Raw genomic sequence first — 26,353 nt, forward strand, 5'->3', positions numbered from 1 at the left:
AGGCTTAAAGCCTCCTTTGGTATACAAATTGTAAGTTTTATTACTGTAAAAACTAATCTATTATTAATTATTAAAAAACTTAAAATGTCTAGAAAAGGAAATAATACAGCAGGTATATTGGCAGGACTTCTTGCAGGTGCTGCGGCAGGTGTAATCTTAGGAATGCTTTATGCACCGGAAGAAGGTAAAGAAACCAGAAAAAAAATCAAGGATAAAGCAAATGATCTTAAAGATCAGGCTAAAAATAAATACGGAGAGGTTTCTGAAAAAGTAAAAGACCAATATGGCAATATTTCTTCTACTTTCAAAGAAACGGCAAGCAGCGTAGCTCATACTGTGAAAGACGGATATGACAAATATAAAGATCAGATTGTTTCTAAAACTGCAGATTTGGCAAAAGATGTAGAAGCAGAACTGAACGATCTAAAAAAATAAGTAATTTATCTTTTTAAGTAAATTACAGAAAGGAACTTTTGTGCAAAAGTTCCTTTTTTTGTAACTTTAAAAAAAAACAATGATAGAAACTATTAAAGAATACGCCTCCAAGAGAATAGATCTTCTGAAAATTGAAGCGACTGAAAAGTCGTCTCTTTCTGCCGGGCTCATTACTTACTTTGTAGTACTGCTTGTTGCTTTTGCTTTTTTTATTATCCTTTTCAATTTTGGAATCGCTTTCCTTATCGGAAAAGCACTGGATAATTACTCTTACGGATTCTTAATTGTTGCTGCATTCTATGCACTGGTAATGGCATTCGTCGTTGCCTTCAAAACTAAGATCGTAAATACTGTTGCAGATCAGGTTATTAAATTTTTAAATCATTAAACTATGGGCAGAAAATACGAGAGCATAGAAGAATTAAGAAGAAAGAAAAAACTGCTTCAAGGTGAAATAAGTGATCTGGAGAATCTTCTTACCTTCAAAAATACGAAGGAAAGCCTGAGTGCATTTACCAACGGATTAAGTGATCAGTACCTTCAGGAAAAAATAGATGAAGACGGTGATGAAAAAGTAGTTCTCAGAAAGGACATCATTGCCAAGCAGCTTACCTCAGAAGTAAAAGATTTGTTGATTAACAAAAATACCGCTGTAGGAATTGCAAGCTCTGCTTTCAAAGGTGGAAATATTACAGACAGCCTTGTTAAACTAGGAGTTACCGCTATTGTAGGAAATTACGCCAAAAAGAACATGAAAAGCTCCAACTGGAAGAAAAAGCTGATTGGTGCTGCATTGATCTACCTTGCGCCTATAGCATTGAAGTATGTCAGAAAAAAAATGGAGGTTTATCAGAAAAATAAAAGTGTTTCCAGTATGGAACAACTGATTTAAGGAATTAGGGCTTAGGATTTAGAAAATAGTTTTACATTTTCACCTCCTAGGCCCTAATTTCTAAATTATTTTGAAAATAACTGACCTAAAATAATCCCCGCAGCCATTGAAACATTCAGGCTTTCTGTAGACTGGGATTTTCCAAATCTTGGAATACTGATACTTTTTTGTAAAAGCTTTTCAGTTTCCGGTCTCATTCCATTCCCTTCATTTCCTAAGATCAGATTGATTTTTTCAGGTTTCTCAAACGTGTAGATGTTCTCCCCTTCCATATCGGTTCCGATATTTATATTTTCCGTTGCAGAAAGATATTCCACAAGATCAGTATACACTACATTAACCCTTGTAAAAGAGCCCATAGTTGCCTGAATCACTTTTGGATTGTAGACATCTACGGTATCTTCACTGCAGATGATTTGTTCTATCCCGAACCAGTCTGCCAGTCGTATAATGGTCCCTAAATTTCCGGGATCCTGTATTCCATCCAAAACCAGCTGTATATTCTTATCCGTCAATTTTTCTTCCTCGGCAAGATAGCATACCGCTACGGAATCTTTTGGCGTTTTAAGAAAACTGATTTTTTTTAATTCATTTTCAGAGATATGGATAACGGGAATATCAGTACGGTCCAATTTTTGTGGATCGGTTGAAAATATTTCTTTAACTTTAAAGTTAGAATTAAAAAGTTCACAAATGATTTTATTACCTTCAACCAAAAACAAATTGTATTTTTGTCTGAACTTCTTTTTATCTAAAGATTGTAAAACTTTTATTGTATGAGCTGTAAGCATTATAAGAATTCTCCTCAAAAATATTATAAAATTATCTCATTTGCAACATTTGTTGGTCTCCTTTATGCTTGTAGTACGACAAAAAAAGTTCCTGAAGGCGAATACCTGCTTACCAAGAACACATTAGGGTTCGAGGATAAGAAAGAATTTTTCGATGAGGAACTGAAAGATTATATTCAGCAAAAGCCCAATAAAAAGCAATTCCTTTTCATGCCATTAAGTCTTCTTCTGTACAATATGGCTGATCCGAAATATGATACGATACTTAATGAATACATGACTTATCCCGGTGAGATGAGAAATCAGAAGCTGAGAGACTCTTTATTCCTTAAATATGATATGAAAAGCAGTGTCGGAAAAAGCCTGCTGTTTGATCGTTTACTGCATAATTGGGGAACACCACCGGTAATTCTTGATCAGACCAGAAGTGAAAAAAGTGCTGAGTCTATTAAAAAAAGACTTACTTACAGAGGATATTGGGATGCAGACGTAACCTTTAAACATAGCCTGGACTCTGTTTCAAAAAAAGCAACCGTTAATTATTCTATTAAACATAACGATCCTACCATGATCAAGGATTATTTTTACAATATTCCGGATCAGGGTATCAAAGGCTACTACAACTATAATCTGAACAAAAGTCTTGTGAGATCCGGGCAGATACTTGACCAGACCGTTCTTGAGAGAGAGGTAACCCGAATTACTGATATGATGAGAGAGTTTGGTTTCTACAGATTCAACGCCTCGAATGATGAGGTATATTTTGTGGCAGATTCTCTTAAAAGCAGAAAGCAGATTCCTTTAACACTGGAAATCCATAAAGACTCTCTGGATACACCTTATAAGATTTCAACTTTCGGAAATATAGATGTTGCCATTGTAGATGAGCCTGGTGATTACCCTAAAAATACAAAAAAAGACAGCTTAAGAAGAATAAGGTTCCATACGATGAATGACAAATATAAACTTTCATCTATATGGAGAGCTATTATTCCGGACAGTAAAAAGGTTTTTGATCAGACTAAGCTTGATGTAACCAAGAGAAACCTTTTGGCCATGAACAATTTCAGCATCGTTAAGGCCAGAGATTCCCTGAGACAAGGAGGAATGTCTTCACCTAACGACAGTATTGTTGATTTATTATATGTATTAAAACCGCTTCCGAAGTACGAATTTAAACTGGGAACAGATATCAATTATTCTCAGGTCTTGAATCTCGGTATCTCTCCTTCTGTGGACCTTACTACCCGAAACGTTTTCAGAGGGGCAGAAAACCTTTCCACAAGCCTTTCAGGGACATTTGGATCGATCAGAAGTACCAAAGATATTGATAAAAGAGTTGCCGCTTATGAGATATCAGCTCAGGCATCTTTGAATTTCCCGAGGCTTTTGCTTCCTTTTAATTACTATAAATTCATTCCTAAGCGATATACGCCTACTTCATCTATTTTGTTGGGGGCATCCATACAGAATAATATCGGTTTGGGAAGGCTGATTTTCAATACGGGGCTGAACTATCAGGCAAGTGTTAATGATCAGGTGTATCACAAGCTTACTTTATTCAATACTCAGGTCAGTCTGACAAAAAATAAAGATGCCTACTACGATTACTTTGTGAATGACGGAAGAGTAAAAGATGAAGTTTTCGGAAATTATTTTATGTTTAACCCGGAAACTGCGCAAACCGGACAAGATTATAAAGATGGAAAACTCAGTGTAGATGAAGTTTCCAAAAAGATTATTGAGAATGATGCTTACCGTGGAAGTCTCGATCAGCAGGGAAGAGATCTTTTAACAGCATTTACAGGAACTTTGGTGAACAAAGACAGACAGACGCAGGATGTGCTTATTTCTTCCATGATTTATAACTTTGTATACAGTGAAATCGGGAAAAAAGAATATCCAAATGCCTTTTATTTCAATGGGAAAGTTGAGCTTGCAGGTAATATTTTAAGCTTATTCAATAAAAAGGATAACGACGGAGGTGTTGTTACCGGTCCTCAAAAAACCATTTTCGGACTTCCATATGCACAGTTTATAAAATTTGATATTGATGCCAGAAAGTATTTTAAATTCAATGGAAACCAGACATTGGTACTTCGCCAGTTTATCGGGGTTGGAATACCATATGGAAATTCTCAGGATATGCCTATTATCAAATCATATTTTAATGGAGGTTCCAACGATATCAGAGCCTGGGTGGCATTTGGAGGGTTAGGTCCTGCAGATTCTCAGGTGGATGAAAGAGTACGTACTTACATGACAGATAATTTGAAGCTTACCACCAATATTGAATACCGAATTCCATTCAATAAGACTTATGAGGGAGCTTTATTTACCGATATAGGAAATACATGGAGTCTTCGTAACTATAATGACGGATATGGGGACGAGTTTAAATTCAATAAGTTCCTGAAGCAGGTAGGTATCGGAAGTGGATTCGGATTAAGGGTTAATATCGCCTATGTAACGGCCAGAATTGACCTTGCTTATAAGATCTATGACCCGAATAAACCTGATGGAGACCGATGGAGATTTAAATATATCCAGCCTTTTAAACCTACTGTTAATATCGCGTTCGGATATCCTTTCTAATCTGGAGAAACGCCTAAAATAAAATAGACTACAGCAATCACACGGGCGAGGATTTCCCTCGTCTGGTTTCTGTAGAAACTTTCGGACTTTGTGACATCCTGAGCATCAAATCCCAAAGCATTCATATCATTATTTCTCGCAAAAAACAAAGCCCTAAGGTTGTGATATCCCTGAGATACAATAATGACATTCTTCTTTTTATATACATCCTTACAACGGAGAATACTTTTATAGGTATTGAAACCTTTCGGGTCTTCCACAATAATATCTTCAGGAACCCCTTCCAGATAAACCAGATAATTTTTCATTGCTCTCGGCTCATTGTAACCTGTACTCTTCTCCCCGCTCACTATAATTTTCTTGATCTTCCCATGATGATAAAGAAGAGCCGCAGCATCCATTCTTTTCGTAAAATAGGGATTAGATTTTCCGGATCTCATTTTCGGAGATGTTCCCAAAACCAATGCTACTTCTCTTGGTGGGATTTTTGAGATTTTAGTATAGGTTCTCCCGTTGGTAAGCCCGAAAACCCACACATTACAGAAGCATATCATCAGAATTCCTAATTCCAATGATATAAAGCCCAGGTTAAATATGTTCCTAATAACTCTCAACTAAGATCAAAGTTAAGCTTTATTTTTTTACTTTTCACAATAGACATACAAGCTAATATGTGCCCCTGCTCTTCCTCTTTTTCAGTAAGATATTCATTTTCAAGAAGTTCTACTTCACCTTCTTCCAAAGAACATTCACAACTTCCACAAATTCCGGACTTACACGAATAAGGAACCGGAAACTTTTGAATCAAAAGCTGCTGCAGGATTTTATCCTTGTTATCAGGAAGATGAGTAGTATATTTTTTTCCAAGCATGGTAAATTCAACTTCTATATCTTCAATCAGAGGAAATTCTTTTTCTACAGGATAAATATCATCATTGAATTCTTCAAAAAGTTCAAAATGGATGTTCTTTTTCGGAATTCCATGGTGATAGCAGGCATTGGCCAGTGTTTTTATCATTTCTCCTTTCCCACAGATCAGCACTTCGTCCACCGCATCCCAGATCGTAGATTCTTCGTCTGTATCATCCAGATGAAGAATCTGATTAATGATAAGATTTAATTTCTTGGCATCCAATCTGCCATAAAAAAACTGATCTCCTGTTTTCTCCTGCGAGAAGAAGTAAAAAATCTGAAGTCTGTCACCACAAGTTCTGGCAAGATTATCCAGCTGGTCCCGATACACCAGATCGTCAGAACTTTTATTTCCAAAAAATAAAAATAACCGTGTTCTGGGTTCGTTGTGAAGAATATTTTTAAAATGGCTCAGAATCGGGGTAATTCCAATGCCGGCAGCAAAAGCTACAATCGTCCTGAATTCACTGGGTTTGGATACGATGGTAAATCTTCCTGCGGGTTCACTCACCCATAGTTCGTCACCAGCGTTATAGTTTTGAAATAATTGCGAAGTAGCCCCTTCAACGGAATTAACTTTTATCCCCAGACATATTTTACCTTCATAGGGAGCCGAAGTCATTGAATAATCATTAATAACCTCTTTACCATGTGCCTGAAATCTTATACTGACAAACTGCCCGGCTTCAAACCTGAAATTTTCCTTTAAATTCTCAGGAATATCAAACTCCAGAGAAAAAGTATTTTTGGTCAGCTCTTCCTTTTTCGCTATTTTTAACGGATGAAACTGTATCAGTTTCCCTTTATAGATTTGTTGTTCCATAACTTCAATTCAAAAATAGATAAAAAATAATTTATGAAGAAGATAATTTTATCCACGTTACTCCTTACTGCATTGTACAGCTGTAAAAAAGAAGGTCAGAAAACCGAAAATACAGCAGCTTCAGATTCTGTTTCTGTAGCCCAACCTACGGGTGCTGAGGAAAGTACGTATGTTCCCAAAGAACTTTCTCCTGAAAATGTAAGTCAGTATTTAGCAAAAAATAATGATACTTTATATGTCACTAACTTTTTTGCAACCTGGTGCGGACCATGTATGAGAGAAATTCCAAGTTTTAAAAGTAAAATGGAGGAACTGAAGGGTAAACCCGTAAAATTCACTTTCATCAACCTTGATGATAAAGCTGACTGGGCTGATGCTGTAAAGAATTTTGCAACAGAAAATAAGCTGGGAAAAAGTGTGATCTTACTGGATGGACAAAAACTGGATCAAAATTTCTTCACTTCCAATTTCAAACAATGGGACGGAGGTTCTATTCCTTTTACTTTTATGAGAAAAGGAGATAAAACCGATGAATATCTGGGAATGATGACGGAAGATGTATTAAATTCAAAAATCGATTCTTTCTTACAATAAAAATAGACTGAACTCTTTCTGAATCATGTCAAAAAGATTTAAAATCCTGTGTTTGCTATTCGTGATTGCCATTATTATGAGTGCGGTCATCAATCTGAATACAGGATTTTTAAGTTTAGATTTTCTGGATTTTTTCCAGAATTCTGATCATAATCAAATTGCTGAAATCCGCATCAATCGTGTTCTTGTAATGATGTTAGCCGGAATTTCAATTCCTACTTCAGGTTTTCTGATGCAGGAATATTTTCAAAATCCGTTGGCAGGACCTGATATATTGGGAATTACTTCGGTAGCCAGCTTGTCTGTCGCCTTTTATATTTTCTTTTCCCACGATATTTTACTTCCAGAGTTTTTACAAAACAGTTTCCTCAGTTTATCAGCTATTGGAGGAAGTTTACTTCTGATGCTGATATTATTGTCGATGTCTAACAGATTTCAGGACAAATCTTATCTTATTATTTTTGGATTTCTTGTCTCAGCTTTTGCCGGAGCCATTGTATCATTACTTCAGTTTTATGCAGAGAATCAAAGCTTGAAAAACTATATATTATGGTCTTTCGGAGCCAATAACATGGTGACCAGAAACCAGATCTATGTATTGTTTGTTTTGGTGTTAATTGGGACATTTATCTGTTTCAGAGCCATAAAACCACTTATTGGAAACTCTCTCGGCAGTTCCTATGCACAAAGTTTAGGTGTAAATCTGAAACAGCTGAAGCTTTTAATAATAGTTGCTTCTTCTCTCCTTTCAGCTTCTATTACGGCATTTCTGGGACCAATTCTCTTTATAGGAATTATTGTTCCTCACTTCTGCAGACTCGTTTATAATCCTTCAAAACTTTGGCAGCAGTGGATTCTTAATATGTTTCTGGGAATGCTGATCATGCTGCTATTCTCAGTTATTGCGGAAAAAACACAGATTCCTCTGAATGTGATAAGTTCTGTATTTGGGATTCCTGTGATTCTGATGATGCTTCTGAAACAGAATAAGGTATAGGTTTTTTGTTGGAAACGCAAAGACGCAATTTACTTACCCACATCATGTTTTAAGGCGCAAAGATTTTATCTACGATAAAATTTAACACTGCATATTCTAGACCATAAACATCTTTAAACACTTGCTGAAAATCTTTAATTTTCTTGCGCCTTAAAATATGCAAATTGCATTAAGAAATTTTGCGCCTTTGCGTTTACCCAACATTTCGCATCAATAGGCATACAAGCCACACTTTATAAGAACAATTATTTTTTACTACGTTCTAAAACGCAAATCATTAATAAAAGTCATTGTAATTATTAAACAACTATTCATATATTTAAACTTAATAAAACACCACAAATGACAGAAAATGAATTATCAAAAGTAGTTTTTGAAGCAGGATTAAAGATTCATAAAAAGCTTGGAGCGGGGCTATTTGAACATGTATATGAAGAATGTATGTTCTATGAACTAACAAAATCAGGCATTCATGTAGAAAAGCAAAAATTACTTCCTATTATTTATGAAGATTTGAAAATAGACAATGCTTTTAAACTTGATCTAATAGTTGAAAGCAAAGTAATTCTGGAGATAAAAACTGTTGAATATATATCGCCCGCTCACAAAGCACAGCTTTTAACCTATTTAAAAATGACAAACTGTAAATTGGGGCTATTGCTCAATTTTCAATCTGATATTTTCAAAAATGGAGTAACAAGAATTGTAAACAACTTATAAAATAAACAGGATAAAAATTTAACAAAGTCAAATTCCTTGCGCCTTAAAACATTATTTTTGTAAAACAATTTGCGTCTTCGCGTATAACCAACAAAAACATGCACCTACAGATCAAACAGGCAAATATCGGCTACAAAACAACTTTAATCTCCAATGCCAATGCGGACTTGAAGCTTGGTGACGTATGCCTGCTGATTGGAAATAATGGTGTAGGAAAAACAACGCTGATCAAATCTATTCTGCACCAACTCCCTTTACTGAATGGGGAAATTTCTATTAATGGAAAAAATGTAAAAAGTCTTTCTGTAAAAGAAATTGCTGAGAATATTGCTATTGTTTTTTCAAAATCAATTATTCCGCAGCATTATACCGTTGAAGATCTTATTTCTCTTGGAAAATACATCTACTACCCTTTTTATTTTGAGCTAAAAAAAGAAGACCGTGAGGAAGTTGCACACATCATTGAAGAACTGGATTTAAATCAATACAGATATACCCTTCTTAAAAACCTGTCGGACGGAAACCTTCAGAAAGCTTTTATCGGACGGGCGATAACCCAGAATTCTCCCATTATTATTCTGGATGAACCCACTACCCATCTGGACGAAAAAAACAAGATTATTATTCTTAAAACCTTAAGAAAACTTGCTAAAGAACAGAATAAACTTATCCTGTTTTCTTCCCACGACTGGAGATTGGCCAAAGAGTTTGCAGACAAAATATGGTATGTAAAGGAAAAACAGCTGTATTCAGGAATTGTTGAGGATATTCTTCTCCAACATGATGAACTCACCAATGCATCATTATTTCAAATCAATGAGACTTTTATTCCGCCATTCATCTCGGCACCGCAGTTTCATAAGGAAATGCTGTATTCTCTGCTTCAAAAAAACTTCCCAAAAGACCTATCCGCCCTTAATTTTGACTTTCAGAATGCTTTTTGGGTAATTACTAAAGATTCATCCCAATACCAATGTGAATCTTTTGAAGAAATCATTAATTTAATTCCAAACATTCATTAATACTAGGTTTTCTTTGATTAATCCACATACTATGCATGCATAGTATTATGCTAATCATACAATTTAATCTATTTATTATCAGGTTATTAACAAAATTTAACGTTAATAAATACTATGCATGCATAATATTTATTATATTTGGGTAAAACCATTGGCGCAAAAATGATGGATAATAATAAGGAAAAAATAGAAAACGTAGATTTAATTTTAAAGCAGACCTGGTTGGCTGTTTCTAAAATGTACACAGAACTCGCTCAGGAACATGATTCCACAGCGGTACAGGCCCTTACTCTTCTTAAAATTGACCCTAAAGAAGGAACCCGAAGTACCAATCTTGGTCCCAAGATGGCTATTGAACCCACTTCATTAACGAGAATCATCAAACTTCTGGAAGATAACGGATATATCTATAAGGAAAAGACAACTACTGATAAAAGAGAGGTTATCATTAAGCTTACAGATAAGGGATTAAACTCCAGAAATATGTCAAAAGAAGTTGTTGTCAACTTCAACAAGAAGGTGATGGAAAAAATTGCTCCCGAAAAGCTGGATGCTTTTAAAGACGTGATGACCGAAATCATGAAAATAGCAAACGAATTATTAAACAACAGAAAATAAATTATGATGAGACCTTTGGGGATCATATAATCTTATAAAAATAAAAATTTACATATGAAAAGAAGAATCAAACATGTAACGGTTCTTGGTTCAGGAATTATGGGAAGCGGTATCGCTGCTCACTTCGCCAACATCGGTGTTGAAGTATCACTCTTGGATATTGTTCCTTTTGAACTTACTGAAGCTGAACAGAAAAAAGGTTTGACCAAAGATGACAAAGTAGTAAGAAACAGAATTGCTTCCGAAAACTTTGAAAAACTTAAAAAAGCAAGTCCTGCACTTCTTTATTCACCAAAGTTTGCAGACAGAATTAAAATCGGAAACTTTGATGATGATTTGCCGAAAATAAAAAATACGGACTGGATCATTGAGGTAGTAGTAGAAAGGCTTGATATCAAAAAGTCTGTTTACGAAAAGATTGAACAGTTCAGAAAACCGGGAACATTGATTTCTTCTAATACTTCCGGTATTCCTATTCACTTCCTGACAGAAGGAAGAAGCGAAGATTTCAAAAAATACTTCGCAGGGACACACTTCTTCAATCCGGTGAGATATCTTCCTCTTTTAGAGATTATCCCTACTAACGATACAGCTCCTGAGATCATTGATTTCTATATGAATTACGGAGCAAAATTCTTAGGTAAAACAACCGTTTTAGCAAAAGATACTCCAGCTTTTATTGCCAACAGAATCGGAGTATTCTCTATGATGGACCTTCTTCACAATGTACAGAAATTAGGACTTACCGTTTCTGATGTTGATAAATTAACTGGTCCGGTGATCGGACGTCCAAAATCTGCTACATTCAGAACAGCTGACGTTGTAGGTCTTGACACTTTGGTAATGGTTGCCAATGGAGTTCGCCAGAGCGGCGCTGAAGCCAACGATTTCAATGATGGATTTGCCCTTCCAGGTTATATCCAGAAAATGATGGATAATAAATGGCTAGGTTCAAAAACGGAACAAGGTTTCTATAAAAAAGTGAAAAATGCAGAAGGAAAATCTGAAATTCACGGATTAAACCTTGATACTTTAGAGTATGAACTTCAAGGAAAATCATCGTTCCCTACTTTAGAATTAACAAAAGCGATTGACAAACCAATCGACAGATTTAAAGTTCTGATCGGAGGTAAAGATAAAGCGGGTGAACTGTACAGAAAATCTTTAGGAGCATTATTCGCTTATGTTTCGCACAAAGTTCCTGAAATCTCTGACGAGGTTTACAAAATTGACGACGCGATGAGAGCTGGTTTCGGATGGGAAAACGGACCGTTTGAAATCTGGGATGCTGTAGGTGTTGCCAAAGGTATAGAGCTTGCGAAAGATGCAGGATACGAAGTTTCAGACTGGGTGAAAAACGTAGAAACCTTCTATAAAGTTAATGATGAAGGACAAAGTATTTATGTTGATAAAAACTCAGGAGAATACAACAAAATCCCGGGTCAGGATGCATTCATCATCTTAGACAATATCAGAAAAAATAAAACGCTTTGGAGCAATTCCGGTGCTTCTATTGAAGATTTAGGAGATGGAATTATCAACTTTGAGATCCGTTCAAAAATGAACTCTCTTGGAGGCGAAGTCCTTGATGGATTAAACAGAGCGATTGATTTAGCAGAAAAAGAATACGATGGATTAGTTGTAGGAAACCAGGGAGCTAACTTCTCTGTAGGAGCTAACCTTGCCATGATCCTTATGATGGCTATCGAGCAGGATTGGGATGATTTGAATATGGCGATCGCTTATTTCCAGAAATCTATGATGAGAGTACGCTACTCCTCTATTCCTGTTGTAGTTGCTCCTCACGGAATGACGCTAGGTGGAGGATGCGAAATGACGATGCATGCAGACCGAGTGGTTGCAGCCGCAGAGACATACATCGGACTAGTAGAAACCGGAGTTGGTGTAATCCCTGGTGGTGGAGGTACTAAAGAACTGACTTTAAGAACTTCCAGAGAATTCCACAACGATGATGTGAAAAATAACAGACTTCGTGATGCTTTCATGAACATCGCAATGGGTAAAGTAGCTACGTCAGCATATGAAGCTTATGATATGGGAATCCTTGAAAAAGGGAAAGACATCGTTTCCGTAAGCAAAAACAGACAAATTGCCGAAGCTAAAAAAGTAGCAAAGCTATTAGCAGAACAAGGATATACCCAACCTATCGAGCAAAAAGTAAAAGTTCTTGGTAAAGATGCATTAGGAATGTTCTACGTAGGAACTGACCAGATGTTAACCGGAAACTTTATCTCTGCACATGATAAAAAGATTGCAGATAAACTTGCCAACGTAATGGTAGGTGGAAACCTGTCTGAGCCAACAGTTGTTACAGAACAATATTTATTGAACCTTGAAAGAGAAACCTTCCTTCAGCTTTGTGGTGAAAGAAAAACTCTGGAAAGAATTCAGTACATGTTACAAAATGGAAAACCGCTAAGAAACTAGATTTTTTTGTAAAATGTAAAAAGTATTAATGTATTCACGATGCATAATTTTAGAGATTTAGAAGTCTGGACAAAATCAATGAAGCTTTGTAAAATATTTTATCTGGCTTCAATCAATTTTCCAAAAGATGAAATGTTCGGATTGACATCCCAGTCAAGAAGAAGTTTATATTCAATTCCTTCTAATATCGCTGAAGGAGCAGGCAGAGATACAGACGCTCAGTTTTCACATTTCTTAAATATAGCATTAAGCTCCTCATTTGAATTTGAAACCCAGATATTAATTGCAAATGATTTGGACTTCTTTAAAAATGATGATTTTAATATTATTTATTCAGAAATTAAGCATATACAAAATATGCTGGCAAAGTTGAAGCAGAAATTCAATACTTAAACATTTTAATCATAAATACATTTTACATAAATACTTTAATACAAGAAAAAATGAAAACAGCATACATAGTAAAAGGTTTCAGAACTGCCGTTGGAAAAGCTCCAAAAGGAAGTTTAAGATTTACAAGACCTGATGTCATGGCGGCTACCGTTATTGAAAAATTAATGGCCGAGCTACCACAATTAGATAAAAACAGAATTGACGACCTTATCGTAGGAAATGCAATGCCTGAAGCTGAACAAGGGCTGAACGTTGCACGTCTGATCTCCTTAATGGGATTAAATACAGATAAAGTTCCGGGAGTTACCGTAAACAGATACTGTGCTTCCGGAAGTGAGGCGATTGCTATTGCTTCTGCAAAAATTCAAGCTGGAATGGCGGATTGTATCATCGCTGGTGGTACAGAATCTATGTCATATATCCCGATGGGAGGTTATAAACCGGTTCCTGAAACGGATATCGCAAAAACAAACCCTGATTATTACTGGGGAATGGGTTATACAGCAGAAGAAGTTGCAAAGCAGTATAACATTACAAGAGAAGAACAGGATCAATTTGCTTTTGAATCTCATATGAAGGCTTTAAAAGCAAATCAGGAAGGGAAATTTGCCAACCAGATTGTTCCGATTCCTGTAGAATATAATTTCCTGGACGAAAATCAGAAACTGCAGACTAAAAAGTTTGATTTTTCAATAGATGAAGGACCAAGAGCTGACACTTCATTAGCTGGTTTAGCAAAATTAAGACCTGTATTTGCCAACGGAGGAAGCGTAACAGCCGGAAACTCTTCTCAGATGAGTGACGGAGCAGCTTTCGTAATGGTAATGAGTGAGGAAATGGTCAAAGAATTAGGTTTGGAGCCTGAAGCAAGATTAGTGGCTTATGCTGCTGCCGGACTGGAGCCAAGAATCATGGGTATGGGACCTATTTACGCTATTCCAAAAGCTTTGAAACAAGCAGGATTAGAGTTAAAAGACATCGACTTGATCGAGCTTAACGAGGCTTTCGCATCTCAATCTGTTGCTATCAAGAAAGAATTAGGTTTAAATCCTGATATCCTAAACGTAAACGGAGGAGCAATTGCCCTTGGTCACCCACTTGGATGTACAGGAACAAAACTTACGGTTCAGCTTCTTGACGAAATGAGAAAACGCGGCAACAAGTACGGAATGGTTTCTATGTGCGTAGGAACAGGACAGGGAGCGGCTTCTATTTTTGAACTACTTTAATAGAGAATAGAGAATAGACGGATAGATAATAGAAGGTAAAAGACACAAGAAATGCATGAATGATTTTAAAAGGCACAATTTTAAGAAGCTTAAAATTTGGCAAATGAGTATGGAGTTATCAAGATTAACTTTAGATATTACAGATACTTTTCCAATTTATGAAAAATACGGTTTGAAAAGTCAAATGGACAGATCTGCAATCTCAATTCCATCAAATATAGCCGAAGGTTCAAGCAGAACAAATAAGTCTTTTAGTCATTTCTTAGACATTTCTTTGGGTTCTTCATTTGAATTGCAAACACAAATATTGTTGGCAAATCATAGAAAATATTTATCTGTTGAAAAAACCGAAATCTTTGAAACTAAGATTGAGGAATTTCAAAAAGCAACAATGGTATTTCAGAATACTTTAAACAGGGACTAAGAAAAAAAGACTAAGAGATAATAGACCGAAAGAAAATAGACAAGGATGAAAAGTCTATCATCTATCTGTCTATTATCTAAATGTCTCAAAAATTAAATAACAAAATAACATATGGCTACATTAAAAGGCGGGGAATTCCTAATCAAACAAATTCCTGCAAACGAAATTTTCAGTATTGAAGAACTGAATGAAGAGCAAAAGATGCTTCGTGATTCAGCAAAAGAATTTATAGACAGAGAGGTAGTTCCTCAGAGAGAGCGTTTCGAAAAGAAAGATTATGCATTTACTGAAGAGACGATGCGTAAATTGGGTGACATGGGATTGTTGGGAATCGCTGTTCCTGAAGAGTACGGTGGTCTTGGAATGGGCTTTGTAACAACAATGCTTGCGTGCGATTATATTTCCGGAACTACGGGTTCATTAGCAACGGCTTATGGAGCGCATACGGGGATCGGGACTCTTCCTATTGTTCTTTACGGAACTGAAGAGCAGAAGAAAAAATACCTTCCGGATTTAGCAACAGGAACAAAGTTTGGTGCTTACTGTCTGACAGAGCCGGATGCAGGTTCTGATGCCAACTCAGGAAAAACAAGAGCAAAACTTTCTGAAGACGGAAAACATTATATCATCAACGGACAGAAAATGTGGATCTCTAATGCAGGATTTGCAGATACATTTACATTATTCGCGAAAATTGATGATGATAAAAATATCACAGGTTTTGTAATCAACAGATCAGAGCTTGAAAACCCTGAGAGTTTAACTTTCGGAGAAGAAGAGCATAAATTAGGTATCCGTGCTTCTTCTACCCGTCAGGTTTTCTTCAATGATATGAAAATCCCTGTAGAAAATCTTTTAGGGGAAAGAAACAACGGTTTCAAGATCGCTTTAAATGCATTGAATGTTGGCCGTATCAAATTAGCTGCTGCTTGTCTTGATGCACAAAGAAGAATCTTAAACCACTCTATCCAGTACTCTAACGAAAGAAAGCAGTTTGGCGTTTCTATTGCTACTTTCGGAGCGATCAGAAAGAAACTGGCAGAAATGGCAACCGGAGTTTTCGTAAGTGAGGCAGGTTCTTACAGAGCGGCTAAAAACGTTCAGGATAAAATAGACGAATTGGTAGCAGGTGGATTAAGCCACCAGGAAGCAGAATTGAAAGGTGTTGAAGAATTCGCGGTAGAATGTTCAATCCTTAAAGTATTTGTTTCTGACCTTGCTCAGCACACTGCAGACGAAGGAATCCAGGTTTACGGAGGTATGGGATTCTCTGAAGATACGCCAATGGAAGCTGCGTGGAGAGATTCAAGGATTTCAAGAATCTACGAAGGCACCAACGAAATCAACAGATTATTAGCGGTAGGAATGCTTATTAAGAGAGCAATGAAAGGTGAATTGGATCTTTTATCTCCTGCAATGGCAATCAGCAAAGAATTGATGGGTATCCCTTCATTTGAAGTTCCTGATTACTCAGAATTCATGAGTGAGGAAAAAGCAATTATTGCAAATCTTAAGAAAGTATTCCTGATGGTTTCCGGAGCTGCACTTCAGAAATTCATGATGGATATTGAAAAACAGCAGCACTTATTATTAAATGCTTCTGAAATCCTTAACCAGATCTATATGGCAGAATCTGCAGTATTAAGAGCAGAGAAACATTTCTCTCCTGATTCTGTAGAAGCAGCTATGGCTCAGTTGAACCTTTACAAAGCTGTTGAGAAAATCATCACTGCGGCTAAAGAAGGAATCATTTCTTTCGCTGAAGGAGACGAGCAGAGAATGATGCTTTCCGGATTAAGAAGATTCACGAAGTATACCAACCACCCGAATGTAGTAGCGTTAACTGAAAAAGTGGCGGCTCACTATATCGAGAAAGGGGCTTATTAGTCTTTAACAACATAAATTTGATTCAAAACGCCTCATCTTGGGGCGTTTTTTATATATTTAAATGATAAAACCAAACATTAAGTATATCAGACCATGAAACTTAAAAAGTATTGGTATGATCAATTGAAATTAAAAAAAACTTTAAATTTCAATAATTTTTGCTAATTTTAGTATAACTAAAAACCATAAAAACACGAAAACATAATATGAAGACATTATTTCCCTTACTCCTTTTATCTGCTGCTCTGACAGCACAAAAAAAGGAAAACTTACTTTCAACTCCCAAAACAGATACCGTAAAAATAATCAGCAAAGGAAAATTTCCCGGATACTTTGCGTTAAAATCAGATCAGCCCAGGACAGAACTTTATAAGATGTTGATTAAGAAACCTGATGATACTATGATGTATCTGGCTTTGAAAGAACCTGCAAAGGACTATTCGCAATACAAAATTTTAAACGCTATTACGCCTGATAAGTTCCAGGTAAGTCCGAAGAAACTCACACCCTCCAAATAACACAACACAAATTCAAAAAACGATAAACATGGGAAAATTTATTATCTCTAAGAGAACAAACGGAGACTTTCAGTTTAACCTCAAAGCAGGAAACGGACAGGTTATTTTAACCAGCCAGGGCTACAGCACTAGGCCATCCTGCGAAAACGGAATAGGATCTGTAAAGACCTATTCACAGGAAGATTCAAAATTTGAAAGAAATACAGCCAATGACGGCAGATGCTATTTCAATCTAAAGGCTGGAAACGGACAAATCATAGGAACCAGCCAGATGTATGAATCTGACAACGGCATGGAAAACGGAATAGAATCTGTAAAAAACAATGCTCCACACGCCCACGTAGAGGATGAAGCGGATCTTTAAAATGAATTGAAATAATCTTAATAAAAATGTCTTATTTTTTTAAGGCATTTTTTATTTTTGTACTCTATTTTTCATTAGAAATGACAAAAGAAGAATTACTGAATAGAGCAATCAAAATTGCCGACAAAGCCCATAAAGGACAAACCGATAAATACCATGCCCCATACATAGCCCACGTAATGCGTGTGATGAATTATGGTAAAACACTGGACGAAAAAATAGTTGGTGTACTGCATGATGTAGTAGAAGATCATCCGGAAGAATTCAGTCTGGATTATTTAAGGTCTGAAGGGTTTCCAGAATATATCATTTTCGCCATCAGCTGTCTTACCAAATTTGATCCAGAAGAAGAGTATGATGATTTCATTAAAAGAACAGAAAGATCTCTGCTCTCTGTTGCGGTAAAGCTGAATGACCTTCGTGACAATATGGATCTTAGAAGAGTCAACAGGGAACTTACGCCTAAGGATATTAAAAGATTCAACAAATATCTGAAAGCGTATCGTTATCTGATAGAGAAATATTAATAAAAAAACACATGACTAATAACCTACCTAAAATTTCATCAGCTTATCAATCCAAGCTGGTCTCTGCTATTGTATCTATTTCAGTTTTTTTCCTGATCTATCTGATACTTATACTCGCCTCACTCCTGATGATATTCTTATTAGGATACGGGGCAATAAAGCTGTTAAGTATTTCTCTCAATTACTTTACAGTTTTTGGTGCAGCAGGATTGCTAAGTGTTGGAATTTTTGTATTTATATTTCTTGTTAAATTTATTTTCAAAAAAACACATTACAGTACCCGTCATCTGATAGAAGTCAACAGATCCCACCAGCCGGAGCTGTTTGCCATTATTGATGAAATTGTAGCTGAAACCAAAGTAAAAGCGCCGCAGAAAGTTTTTCTTTCACCCGATGTGAATGCCAGTGTAAGCTACAATTCTATTTTCTGGAGTATGTTTTTGCCGGTAAAGAAAAATCTGACGATTGGAGTTGGACTTATCAATTCAACCAGTGTAGGAGAATTAAGATCCGTTTTAGCCCATGAGTTTGGACATTTTTCTCAAAAAAGCATGAAAGTGGGAGGCTATGTGAATCAGGCTGAAAAAATAATCTTTGAAACGGTTTACAATAATAAAGAGTATGAAAATTTCATATTGGAATTTTCAGGAGGCAATGCTGTTTTTAAAATTTTTGGTCTGATATCGGTCAGTTTCATCAATGCATTTCAATCTGTTCTTAAAAGTATATCAAATTTTCTTTTCAAAAACCATGCTTCTCTCCAAAGAGAAATGGAATACCATGCAGATGCTATTTCAACCTTTATTACCAATCCTGAAGAGCAGACTTCATCCCTGTTAAGGCTGGAATTAAGTGATGCGGCTTTTAATTATTCTTTTAATTTTTATGTTGAAAGCCAGCAAAAATATCTTCCAAAAGATCTTTATAAGAACCAGATTTCTTTAATGAAAATTTTATGCGAAAGAAACAATCATCCCTACGTAAACGGGCTTCCTAAAATAGATCCAGAAGATCTTACCCGATATAATAAATCCAGAATAGAAATTGAAGACCAATGGACTTCACATCCGGATATCTTAAAAAGAATTGAACGGATTAAAACAAACGAAACCAGGAATACAGCTGCAGACCACAGGTATGCAAAAGAGATCATCAGTGGCTTTGATACTATCTGCGAAATCATGACGTCAAAATTCCTCACTTTACGCAATGTAAAAAATGTAGGAGAAGTGATAGATGATGAAAGCTTTATACAACTCTATCTGGACGATAGCACCTATAAAACTTTCAGTTCAGATTTTAACGGATATTACGAAAGGCATAATCCTATTGTAGAAAATATTGAAGCTGTAATTTCAGGTTCCTCACCTCATCATGCATCAGAACTTTTCAGTGACAAAAAAGTATCTCTGGTCCACGAAAAATCCGGAATAGAGAGTGACATACAGACTCTGCAATATCTGGCGACCTATCCGAAAGAAATAAAAACCTTCAGATTTGATGGCAGTCTATACAAAGCAAAGGATGCCAGAAAACTTATTCCTGGTCTTGAAAATGAACTGAAAAAGGTACAGGAAGAGCTTCTTGAAAATGACAAAGCTATCTTTCAGCATTATTACCATATTTCTGATGAGGATCTGAAAAAAGACCTGCTTGCCAAGTATAAGAAACTGGCAGTTATTGACAGAGAATTTGACGATTATCAGAAAAGTCTTAATGAATTTACGGTATACCTGCAGTTTATGGCAGTCACTTTACCCTTTGAAGAAATCCGTAAACATAGAGCTAAGTTATTAAAAGCAGAAGAACCTTTTAAACAAAAAACCAGAGAACTTCTTGAAAACTCAGCTTATAAGGAAGCCTTAAGTGATGAAGATAAAATCCTTTTCCAGGAATTTGTAGATTCCGAATACATTTACTTCAATAAAGACAAATATCTTGAACATGAGGTAAGTGCTGTATCCCTGCTGATTGAAAAATACCGGGCATTACTCAGCGATCACTATCTTAACTCTAAGCTGGATTTATTAAATTTTCAGTCCGGTTTAAATAAGAATTAATCCGCACCAGGGAAATCGTAAGTCTTCGTATGATGATCCGTTCCATCAATGTTGATATTTAACGCAAGGTAAACGAAATGTAAATTTTTGTTCCCTTTCGCTTCAAATTCACGCTGCCAAAGATATCCGCTCACGATTCCAAAATAATCATCAATCTGATAGCCAAACCCGCCATACACTCTGTTTCTGGCAAAACTAGGCTTCATTGGGCTTACAAAGAAGATTTCGTCATATGCATTAGCGAAGACCGTTCCTTTCTTAATTGTTTTGGAATTTAAAGGAACACTTACATTCAAACGGTATCTGTAACGCATTCTCTGGGAAGTAACATCTGTCTTTGGCTCATAGAACCAGCTTTTTTCAACACGAAAACGGTTTTCAAACTTTACGATGCCTTTTTTAATATCAATGACATCCTGAAGCCATACTCTGAACTCTTCTCTGCTTAAACTGTGCTCTTTATAGTTGACATATCTTCCCAACCCAACGAAAGGCTTATGGTTTTTGGTAAGATTATACCCTATTCCCCCTTTTATCTCGTAATAATCAGGGTAGGTATAATCTTCATTACCACGCATCTGCCCTTCTGCGTAAAGGAAAAATTTCGGATGAAACTTATAGGTCAGAGTCACTGCATTGAAGCTGGAAATATGTTCCTGTGCTTTAAAAAAAGAAATTCCAAGTAGTAAACCTAGGCCTATAAGACGTTTCATAAAAAATTTTTGCAAATGTATATTTTTTAACAATTTGTTAATATTAACTTTCATTAATATTAAATTAACACCTACTTAATATTAATTGTGTAAGAAAACCCAATGTGGAACCACCTTTGCGGCATTGCCACTCCAAATGCTTCCGTGTAGTTTGTATTGGTAATATTGTTAATCAAAACATACACTGAGTAGTCTTTTTTAGCAAAACTCAGCTTTTCATCAACAAGATTATAAGTTCCAAGATTCACTCTTTCATTATAACGATAAACAAGCTCGTTGGTAAAGTTTTTCAGGAATTTCACCTCTAATTTGGAAACCAGCTGGTGCTTCAGATTATCCAGAATATATCTTGAAACCAATCCGATTTTCTCTTCATATTTACTGTCGATATAAGTATAACCAATCGTGTATTTCAGCCAGTCTACCGGCCTGTGGCTCCACTCTGCTTCTATTCCTTTGGTTTTAATATCTCCTACATTTTCTGCAAACCATACTTTTTCACTCAGGTCATTTTTAACCCAGTCAATAGAATTGCTGGAGTTCCTTAAAAACCCGCTTATTTTAGCTAAAATTCTGTTATTCTGATATTGATATCCTACCTCGGATGAAAGCGCATTTTCAGGCTGTAAATTAGGATTTCCCTGTTCTGTTCCGCTTACATAATAAAGTTCGGTAAAAGTGGGTATACGGTGTACTTTTGCAATATTTCCATAGATTTTACTATTGGGATTAAAGTTATAACCGACATCCAAACCAGGATAAAAGAAATTTCCTTCTTTAGAATAGTTGGCCCATGAAATTCCCGGACTGATGTTCAGTTTTTTATCCAGTAATGAAAAATGATGTTCAAAGAAAACCTGAGATACAAAACGGTTTCTATCACCCAGATTACTGCTCACCAAAAATTCTTTTCTAAGCTCTACTCCAATTCCGGTTGCACCCAATCCCCATTGGTAGCTGGAATTCACCTCGCCGCCTACATTATTTCCAATATGCATATTTCTGTAAAAATCAGGATCCCATCTGTTATAAAGGTACATATCCTGCCCTCTTCTCCAGTATACATTTGAATTAAGTTTCAACTTTCCAAAAGTCTGCTGATGAGCTACACTTACAATAGATGCCTGTGTTTCCTCATACTGTTTTGTTGCAGCACTGGAAGCATAAAAACCATTGGCTCCGAATTTCTTTTCTGAAAAACCAGCCTGTACTCTTACATCCCCGTTTTTGATATTCAGTTTCCCTTGATAAAATACATTTCTGATCTCATAATCTGTATTAAACATATATCCTTCCGAAGAAGCAGAATTGGCCTGAAGGGAATTGGTAAACTTTTCATTTCCTATCTGCGCATTGAAACCAAGACCATACGTACTGAAATCTCCTCCTTCTGCACTGATCTTCACTTTTTTTCCCGGAACAGCTTTGGTAATAATATTAATAACACCCGCATAAGCATTCTGCCCGAAACGTCTGGCAGCAGGCCCTTTTATGATTTCAATCTTTTCTACCTCATCCAAATCAACCGGAATATTCATATTGTTGTGTCCGGTCTGGGAGTCATTCATTCTGATTCCGTTCAGAAGCAGAAGAACCTGCTCAAAAGAACTTCCCCTGAAACCGATATCACTCTGCACCCCATTGGCTCCTCTCCTTCTGATATCCATTCCGGGCACCTGCTGAAGAATTTCGTCTATACTTTTAGCAGGAGAATTTACAATATCTTCTCTGCTGATAACGCTGATATTCTGGTTGGCACTTTTATAAGGTGTAGAGATAAATTTCCCCTGAAATTCAATGCTTTCAATATCTGTTGTCTTTTCCTGTGCATTTACCCAAAGTAAAGATCCCAGAAAAAAAGCACTTCCTATCTTTTTGATCATAATCGTTTCCGTAGTTTTTTATAACAGATCCCAAAAGTAAGGGAGTTCACCAAGACAGGCAAATGATAGTTGTCATAAAAAAAGATGCAGCGTAATGCTGCATCTGTGTTAGGGAGTAATTCTATCTTTTCTTCATTAAATGTGTAACCAGATCTCTGAATAATTTTCTCATTTCTTATTACATATTTAAGGGTACAATTTTAAATAATTTTGAAATACAAAACAATAGTTTCATAAAAAAAATTAACATAATTTCTAAAACTATACAGAATGCTGTAGAATAAACAGTAAAACAGGAATAAATCACAAAACCAGCTTCATTTTATCATTTTCCGATGATTATTTTCCAATTTAAGTCGTGTGATTACCATTTATAATAATAATTTTTAACAATAATATATGCATAAAATTTTCACTAAAAATTCGTAATTTTGTGGGTCTTAATTTTATGATGAAACTATTCTGTTTCAACTGTATTTTTTTAATGTATTCTTTTAAAAAATGAAGCTAAAAAGATCAGACAGATTCAAGAATAGAGGAAAAATTCAATTGATGACAGCCTTGGAATATTCTGTGGCAAAACACCATTATACTGGCAGCCTTAATGCTGTACAGTCACTTTTATGAATAAACAAAATATGGCTAATACAACAGAAATAGACATAAAACAACAGATTTTCGTTAAGAATGCCCATCTTAACAATCTGAAACATATAGATGTCCTGATCCCGAAGAATAAACTGATTGTTATTACAGGAGTTTCAGGAAGCGGTAAGTCATCTCTGGCCTTTGATACCATTTATGCTGAAGGACAGAGAAGATATGTTGAAAGTTTAAGTTCTTATGCACGTCAGTTTTTGGGGAAATTAGAAAAACCCAAAGTAGATGACATTAAAGGACTTGCGCCGTCTATTGCGATCCAGCAGAAAGTAATATCTTCCAATCCGCGTTCTACAGTAGGAACATCTACTGAGATCTACGATTATATGAAACTTCTTTTTGCCAGAATCGGGAAAACGTTTTCTCCTGTTTCAGGGGAAGAAGTAAAAAAAGACTCGGTTTCTGATGTGGTAGATTTTATCAAAGCATCCAAAAAAGATACGTCTTTCTTATTAACAGCTCCTTTGGAATATGATGCTGACAATTTTAAAGAAACACTGAATATTTTAAAACTGGCAGGTTTTACAAGACTGGAAATCAACGGAAACTTAGCAGGAATTGAGGATCTTGAAAGCTTTGGATTTACTCCGGAAAAAGGAATGGCGATCAATCTTGTCATTGACCGTTTCTCTTATGAAGAAGACGAAAGCTTTTTGCAGAGACTTGCGGATTCTATTCAGATGGCATTTTATGAAGGGCGCGGCTACTGTTCATTAAAAAATACAGATACTGAAAAAGTAAAGGAATTTTCCAATAAGTTTGAACTGGACGGAATTGAATTTCTTGAACCGAATGTTCATTTTTTCAGCTTTAATAATCCATACGGAGCATGTCCTGCATGTGAAGGATACGGAAAAGTAATCGGAATAGACGAAGATCTTGTAGTTCCCAATAAAACATTATCCATCTACGAAGACGCCGTTGTCAGCTGGAGAGGTGAAACCATGAGTGAATGGAAAAAAGACTTCATCAAAAAAGCAGGTGACTTCCCTATTCACAAACCTTATCACCAATTAACAAAAGAACAGAAAAGTTTCCTTTGGAAAGGTGATGGAAAAAGCAGTTTCCCATCCATCAATAATTTCTTCAAAATGCTTGAAGAAAACTTATATAAAATTCAGTACAGAGTTATGCTTTCACGCTACAGAGGAAAAACCCTTTGTCCTACGTGTGAAGGATTGAGACTGCGTGAAGAAACAAGCTGGGTAAAAGTTGACGGACATAATATCCAGTCGATGATAGAACTTCCTTTGGATGAGCTGGCTCCGGTAATCAATGGACTAAAGCTTTCAGATCATGACAAAGAAGTTGCCAAAAGACTGATCTATGAAATCACAACCCGTCTGGAATTTTTATTGAAAGTAGGATTAGGCTATTTAACATTAAACAGAACGTCCAATACGCTTTCAGGAGGAGAAAGTCAGAGAATCAACTTAGCAACAAGCTTAGGAAGTTCTTTGGTAGGTTCAATTTATATTCTGGATGAACCTTCTATCGGTCTTCACTCTAAAGATACGGAAAACCTGATTGAAGTATTGAAAAATCTTCGTGACCTTGGAAATACCGTAATTGTGGTAGAACACGATGAAGATGTAATGAGAGCCGCGGATTATATTATTGATATTGGTCCGGAAGCAGGTTACCTTGGCGGTGAACTGGTATTTGCAGGAGATTATAAAGATCTGAAAAAAGCCAACACTCTTACTTCAGAATACCTTACAGGAAGACTGGAAATTGAAGTTCCTAAGAAACGAAGAAAGGGAAAGGAATGGATTCATATTAAAGGAGCCCGTCAGAACAACCTTAAAAATATAGATGTAGATGTTCCTCTGGAAAGCCTTGTTGTTATTTCCGGGGTTTCAGGAAGCGGAAAATCTACGTTGATGAAGGAAATCCTTACCAATGACATTCAGATCCAGCTTGGAATGGGTGGTAAAAAAGGAGACTATGATTCTGTAGAATTCCCAAAAAAACTGATCAAAAATATTGAATTGATTGACCAGAATCCTATTGGAAAATCATCCCGTTCAAATCCGGTAACCTATTTGAAGGCGTATGATGACATCCGTGATCTTTTTGCCAAGCAGAAAGTAGCGAAAATGATGGGCTACAAACCTAAACATTTCTCCTTCAACGTAGATGGCGGAAGATGTGATGAATGTAAAGGAGAAGGTGTTATCAACGTTTCTATGCAGTTCATGGCAGACATCGAGCTTGAATGCGAAGTTTGTAAAGGAACACGATTCAAAAACGAGATCCTTGAAGTGAAATTTGATGAGAAAAACATCTCGGATATCCTTCACATGACTGTAAATGAAGCATTGGAATTCTTTAAAGATAATAATGAAGAGAAGATCGTAACAAAACTGAGACCTCTTCAGGAAGTAGGTTTAGGGTATCTGCAACTGGGCCAAAGCTCTTCTACCCTTTCCGGTGGTGAGGCACAGCGTGTAAAACTGGCTTCATTCCTTGTAAAAGGGGTAACAACGGATAAAACCTTGTTTATTTTTGATGAACCTTCCACAGGACTGCACTTCCATGATATTCAGAAGCTGTTGAAATCACTACAGGCATTGATTGATCTTGGACATTCCGTGATTGTTATTGAACACCAGCCGGATATCATCAAATGTGCCGATTATATCATTGATATCGGTCCGGAAGCAGGAAAACATGGTGGTGAAGTTGTATTTGCAGGAACTCCTGAAGATCTGACAAAAAATAAAAAGTCTTACACCGCAAAATACATCAAGGAAAAACTTGAACAATAAAATTAAAAGCGACCGTTTTAATAACAGTCGCTTTTTTTATGCTGATTTAAATAATAACGGGCCGTATTCTCACACCT

General features: G+C 36.1%; 24 protein-coding genes. 19 read left to right on the forward strand and 5 right to left on the reverse strand.

Going from position 1 to position 26,353, the window contains the following annotated elements; translation table 11 throughout:
* Window positions 1-84 precede the first annotated feature (84 nt).
* The 3 genes from LC457_RS04325 to LC457_RS04335 all read left to right on the forward strand — a co-directional run bounded on the left by LC457_RS04325 (window position 85) and on the right by LC457_RS04335 (window position 1,327).
* Complete coding sequence (locus tag LC457_RS04325) at window positions 85-435, forward strand: YtxH domain-containing protein (protein ID WP_047375131.1); 351 nt, start codon at window positions 85-87, stop codon at window positions 433-435.
* A gap of 79 nt (window positions 436-514) precedes the next feature.
* Window positions 515-823 carry a phage holin family protein gene (locus tag LC457_RS04330; protein WP_034694332.1) on the forward strand — a complete coding sequence of 103 codons (309 nt, stop codon included), beginning with the start codon at window positions 515-517 and terminating at the stop codon, window positions 821-823.
* Between the two features lie 3 nt (window positions 824-826).
* On the forward strand, window positions 827-1,327 hold the full coding sequence (locus LC457_RS04335) for a phosphoribosyl-ATP pyrophosphatase (protein ID WP_223598766.1): 501 nt from the start codon (window positions 827-829) through the stop codon (window positions 1,325-1,327).
* A 65-nt stretch (window positions 1,328-1,392) separates the two neighbouring features.
* On the opposite strand, the gene LC457_RS04340 is transcribed toward LC457_RS04335, so the two are convergent.
* Window positions 1,393-2,118, reverse strand: a complete 726-nt coding sequence (locus LC457_RS04340; protein ID WP_223598767.1) for an RNA methyltransferase — start codon at window positions 2,116-2,118, stop codon at window positions 1,393-1,395.
* Between LC457_RS04340 and LC457_RS04345 the strand changes: the two genes are divergently transcribed.
* Window positions 2,104-4,713 carry a BamA/TamA family outer membrane protein gene (locus LC457_RS04345; RefSeq protein WP_223598768.1) on the forward strand — a complete coding sequence of 870 codons (2,610 nt, stop codon included), beginning with the start codon at window positions 2,104-2,106 and terminating at the stop codon, window positions 4,711-4,713. The two genes, LC457_RS04340 and LC457_RS04345, sit on opposite strands and share 15 nt — an antisense overlap.
* On the opposite strand, the gene LC457_RS04350 is transcribed toward LC457_RS04345, so the two are convergent.
* A complete protein-coding gene (locus tag LC457_RS04350; protein WP_374200534.1) occupies window positions 4,710-5,267 on the reverse strand; it encodes a vancomycin high temperature exclusion protein in 558 nt (185 codons plus the stop codon). The two genes, LC457_RS04345 and LC457_RS04350, sit on opposite strands and share 4 nt — an antisense overlap.
* Before the next feature lie 56 nt (window positions 5,268-5,323).
* Window positions 5,324-6,448 (reverse strand): ferredoxin--NADP reductase, encoded by a 1,125-nt coding sequence (locus LC457_RS04355; RefSeq protein WP_223598769.1) that lies wholly within the window; start codon window positions 6,446-6,448, stop codon window positions 5,324-5,326.
* A gap of 33 nt (window positions 6,449-6,481) precedes the next feature.
* On the opposite strand from LC457_RS04355, the gene LC457_RS04360 reads away from it, so the two are divergent.
* The 14 genes from LC457_RS04360 to LC457_RS04425 all read left to right on the forward strand — a co-directional run bounded on the left by LC457_RS04360 (window position 6,482) and on the right by LC457_RS04425 (window position 20,249).
* Window positions 6,482-7,042, forward strand: a complete 561-nt coding sequence (locus tag LC457_RS04360; RefSeq protein WP_223598770.1) for a TlpA family protein disulfide reductase — start codon at window positions 6,482-6,484, stop codon at window positions 7,040-7,042.
* Between the two features lie 25 nt (window positions 7,043-7,067).
* The gene (locus LC457_RS04365) at window positions 7,068-8,039 is read left to right on the forward strand and encodes an iron ABC transporter permease (protein WP_223598771.1); all 972 of its coding nucleotides are present in this window, start codon (window positions 7,068-7,070) and stop codon (window positions 8,037-8,039) included.
* A gap of 342 nt (window positions 8,040-8,381) precedes the next feature.
* Entirely contained in the window at window positions 8,382-8,759 is a 378-nt protein-coding gene (locus LC457_RS04370; RefSeq protein ID WP_223598772.1) for a GxxExxY protein, read from the forward strand.
* Between the two features lie 98 nt (window positions 8,760-8,857).
* A complete protein-coding gene (locus LC457_RS04375; protein ID WP_223598773.1) occupies window positions 8,858-9,781 on the forward strand; it encodes an ABC transporter ATP-binding protein in 924 nt (307 codons plus the stop codon).
* A gap of 165 nt (window positions 9,782-9,946) precedes the next feature.
* A complete protein-coding gene (locus LC457_RS04380) occupies window positions 9,947-10,399 on the forward strand; it encodes a MarR family winged helix-turn-helix transcriptional regulator (protein ID WP_034694513.1) in 453 nt (150 codons plus the stop codon).
* Between the two features lie 54 nt (window positions 10,400-10,453).
* Complete coding sequence (locus tag LC457_RS04385) at window positions 10,454-12,847, forward strand: 3-hydroxyacyl-CoA dehydrogenase/enoyl-CoA hydratase family protein (protein ID WP_223598774.1); 2,394 nt, start codon at window positions 10,454-10,456, stop codon at window positions 12,845-12,847.
* Window positions 12,848-12,886: 39 nt separating this feature from the next.
* Window positions 12,887-13,240 carry a four helix bundle protein gene (locus LC457_RS04390; RefSeq protein ID WP_223598775.1) on the forward strand — a complete coding sequence of 118 codons (354 nt, stop codon included), beginning with the start codon at window positions 12,887-12,889 and terminating at the stop codon, window positions 13,238-13,240.
* 50 nt (window positions 13,241-13,290) lie between these two features.
* Window positions 13,291-14,469 carry an acetyl-CoA C-acyltransferase gene (locus LC457_RS04395; protein WP_223598776.1) on the forward strand — a complete coding sequence of 393 codons (1,179 nt, stop codon included), beginning with the start codon at window positions 13,291-13,293 and terminating at the stop codon, window positions 14,467-14,469.
* Window positions 14,470-14,524: 55 nt separating this feature from the next.
* Entirely contained in the window at window positions 14,525-14,893 is a 369-nt protein-coding gene (locus LC457_RS04400; protein WP_223598777.1) for a four helix bundle protein, read from the forward strand.
* A 111-nt stretch (window positions 14,894-15,004) separates the two neighbouring features.
* Window positions 15,005-16,780 carry an acyl-CoA dehydrogenase family protein gene (locus LC457_RS04405; RefSeq protein ID WP_223598778.1) on the forward strand — a complete coding sequence of 592 codons (1,776 nt, stop codon included), beginning with the start codon at window positions 15,005-15,007 and terminating at the stop codon, window positions 16,778-16,780.
* A gap of 206 nt (window positions 16,781-16,986) precedes the next feature.
* Window positions 16,987-17,298: a hypothetical protein gene (locus LC457_RS04410; protein WP_223598779.1), complete on the forward strand. Its 312-nt coding sequence runs from the start codon at window positions 16,987-16,989 to the stop codon at window positions 17,296-17,298.
* A gap of 28 nt (window positions 17,299-17,326) precedes the next feature.
* Window positions 17,327-17,662, forward strand: a complete 336-nt coding sequence (locus LC457_RS04415; protein ID WP_223598780.1) for a YegP family protein — start codon at window positions 17,327-17,329, stop codon at window positions 17,660-17,662.
* An 80-nt stretch (window positions 17,663-17,742) separates the two neighbouring features.
* Window positions 17,743-18,189: a phosphohydrolase gene (locus tag LC457_RS04420; protein WP_223598781.1), complete on the forward strand. Its 447-nt coding sequence runs from the start codon at window positions 17,743-17,745 to the stop codon at window positions 18,187-18,189.
* A gap of 11 nt (window positions 18,190-18,200) precedes the next feature.
* A complete protein-coding gene (locus LC457_RS04425) occupies window positions 18,201-20,249 on the forward strand; it encodes a M48 family metallopeptidase (protein ID WP_223598782.1) in 2,049 nt (682 codons plus the stop codon).
* On the opposite strand, the gene LC457_RS04430 is transcribed toward LC457_RS04425, so the two are convergent.
* Both LC457_RS04430 and LC457_RS04435 read right to left on the reverse strand, forming a co-directional pair.
* A complete protein-coding gene (locus tag LC457_RS04430) occupies window positions 20,246-20,962 on the reverse strand; it encodes a DUF2490 domain-containing protein (RefSeq protein WP_223598783.1) in 717 nt (238 codons plus the stop codon). The two genes, LC457_RS04425 and LC457_RS04430, sit on opposite strands and share 4 nt — an antisense overlap.
* A 71-nt stretch (window positions 20,963-21,033) precedes the next feature.
* A complete protein-coding gene (locus LC457_RS04435) occupies window positions 21,034-22,845 on the reverse strand; it encodes a TonB-dependent siderophore receptor (protein WP_223598784.1) in 1,812 nt (603 codons plus the stop codon).
* Window positions 22,846-23,483: 638 nt separating this feature from the next.
* Here LC457_RS04435 and uvrA point away from each other — a divergent pair.
* Complete coding sequence (gene uvrA / locus LC457_RS04440; RefSeq protein ID WP_223598785.1) at window positions 23,484-26,276, forward strand: excinuclease ABC subunit UvrA; 2,793 nt, start codon at window positions 23,484-23,486, stop codon at window positions 26,274-26,276.
* The last annotated feature ends 77 nt before the right edge of the window (window positions 26,277-26,353 follow it).

It is taken from the genome of Chryseobacterium sp. GVT01B, assembly GCF_019970045.1.
Lineage (GTDB): Bacteria > Bacteroidota > Bacteroidia > Flavobacteriales > Weeksellaceae > Chryseobacterium.

Coding starts and splice junctions, on each gene's coding strand:
- LC457_RS04325 (WP_047375131.1), top strand. CDS start 85: ATGTCTAGAAAAGGAAATAATACAGCAGGTATATTGGCAGGACTTCTT.
- LC457_RS04330 (WP_034694332.1), top strand. CDS start 515: ATGATAGAAACTATTAAAGAATACGCCTCCAAGAGAATAGATCTTCTG.
- LC457_RS04335 (WP_223598766.1), top strand. CDS start 827: ATGGGCAGAAAATACGAGAGCATAGAAGAATTAAGAAGAAAGAAAAAA.
- LC457_RS04345 (WP_223598768.1), top strand. CDS start 2,104: ATGAGCTGTAAGCATTATAAGAATTCTCCTCAAAAATATTATAAAATT.
- LC457_RS04340 (WP_223598767.1), bottom strand. CDS start 2,118: ATGCTTACAGCTCATACAATAAAAGTTTTACAATCTTTAGATAAAAAG.
- LC457_RS04350 (WP_374200534.1), bottom strand. CDS start 5,267: ATGATATGCTTCTGTAATGTGTGGGTTTTCGGGCTTACCAACGGGAGA.
- LC457_RS04355 (WP_223598769.1), bottom strand. CDS start 6,448: ATGGAACAACAAATCTATAAAGGGAAACTGATACAGTTTCATCCGTTA.
- LC457_RS04360 (WP_223598770.1), top strand. CDS start 6,482: ATGAAGAAGATAATTTTATCCACGTTACTCCTTACTGCATTGTACAGC.
- LC457_RS04365 (WP_223598771.1), top strand. CDS start 7,068: ATGTCAAAAAGATTTAAAATCCTGTGTTTGCTATTCGTGATTGCCATT.
- LC457_RS04370 (WP_223598772.1), top strand. CDS start 8,382: ATGACAGAAAATGAATTATCAAAAGTAGTTTTTGAAGCAGGATTAAAG.
- LC457_RS04375 (WP_223598773.1), top strand. CDS start 8,858: ATGCACCTACAGATCAAACAGGCAAATATCGGCTACAAAACAACTTTA.
- LC457_RS04380 (WP_034694513.1), top strand. CDS start 9,947: ATGGATAATAATAAGGAAAAAATAGAAAACGTAGATTTAATTTTAAAG.
- LC457_RS04385 (WP_223598774.1), top strand. CDS start 10,454: ATGAAAAGAAGAATCAAACATGTAACGGTTCTTGGTTCAGGAATTATG.
- LC457_RS04390 (WP_223598775.1), top strand. CDS start 12,887: ATGCATAATTTTAGAGATTTAGAAGTCTGGACAAAATCAATGAAGCTT.
- LC457_RS04395 (WP_223598776.1), top strand. CDS start 13,291: ATGAAAACAGCATACATAGTAAAAGGTTTCAGAACTGCCGTTGGAAAA.
- LC457_RS04400 (WP_223598777.1), top strand. CDS start 14,525: ATGAATGATTTTAAAAGGCACAATTTTAAGAAGCTTAAAATTTGGCAA.
- LC457_RS04405 (WP_223598778.1), top strand. CDS start 15,005: ATGGCTACATTAAAAGGCGGGGAATTCCTAATCAAACAAATTCCTGCA.
- LC457_RS04410 (WP_223598779.1), top strand. CDS start 16,987: ATGAAGACATTATTTCCCTTACTCCTTTTATCTGCTGCTCTGACAGCA.
- LC457_RS04415 (WP_223598780.1), top strand. CDS start 17,327: ATGGGAAAATTTATTATCTCTAAGAGAACAAACGGAGACTTTCAGTTT.
- LC457_RS04420 (WP_223598781.1), top strand. CDS start 17,743: ATGACAAAAGAAGAATTACTGAATAGAGCAATCAAAATTGCCGACAAA.
- LC457_RS04425 (WP_223598782.1), top strand. CDS start 18,201: ATGACTAATAACCTACCTAAAATTTCATCAGCTTATCAATCCAAGCTG.
- LC457_RS04430 (WP_223598783.1), bottom strand. CDS start 20,962: ATGAAACGTCTTATAGGCCTAGGTTTACTACTTGGAATTTCTTTTTTT.
- LC457_RS04435 (WP_223598784.1), bottom strand. CDS start 22,845: ATGATCAAAAAGATAGGAAGTGCTTTTTTTCTGGGATCTTTACTTTGG.
- uvrA (WP_223598785.1), top strand. CDS start 23,484: ATGGCTAATACAACAGAAATAGACATAAAACAACAGATTTTCGTTAAG.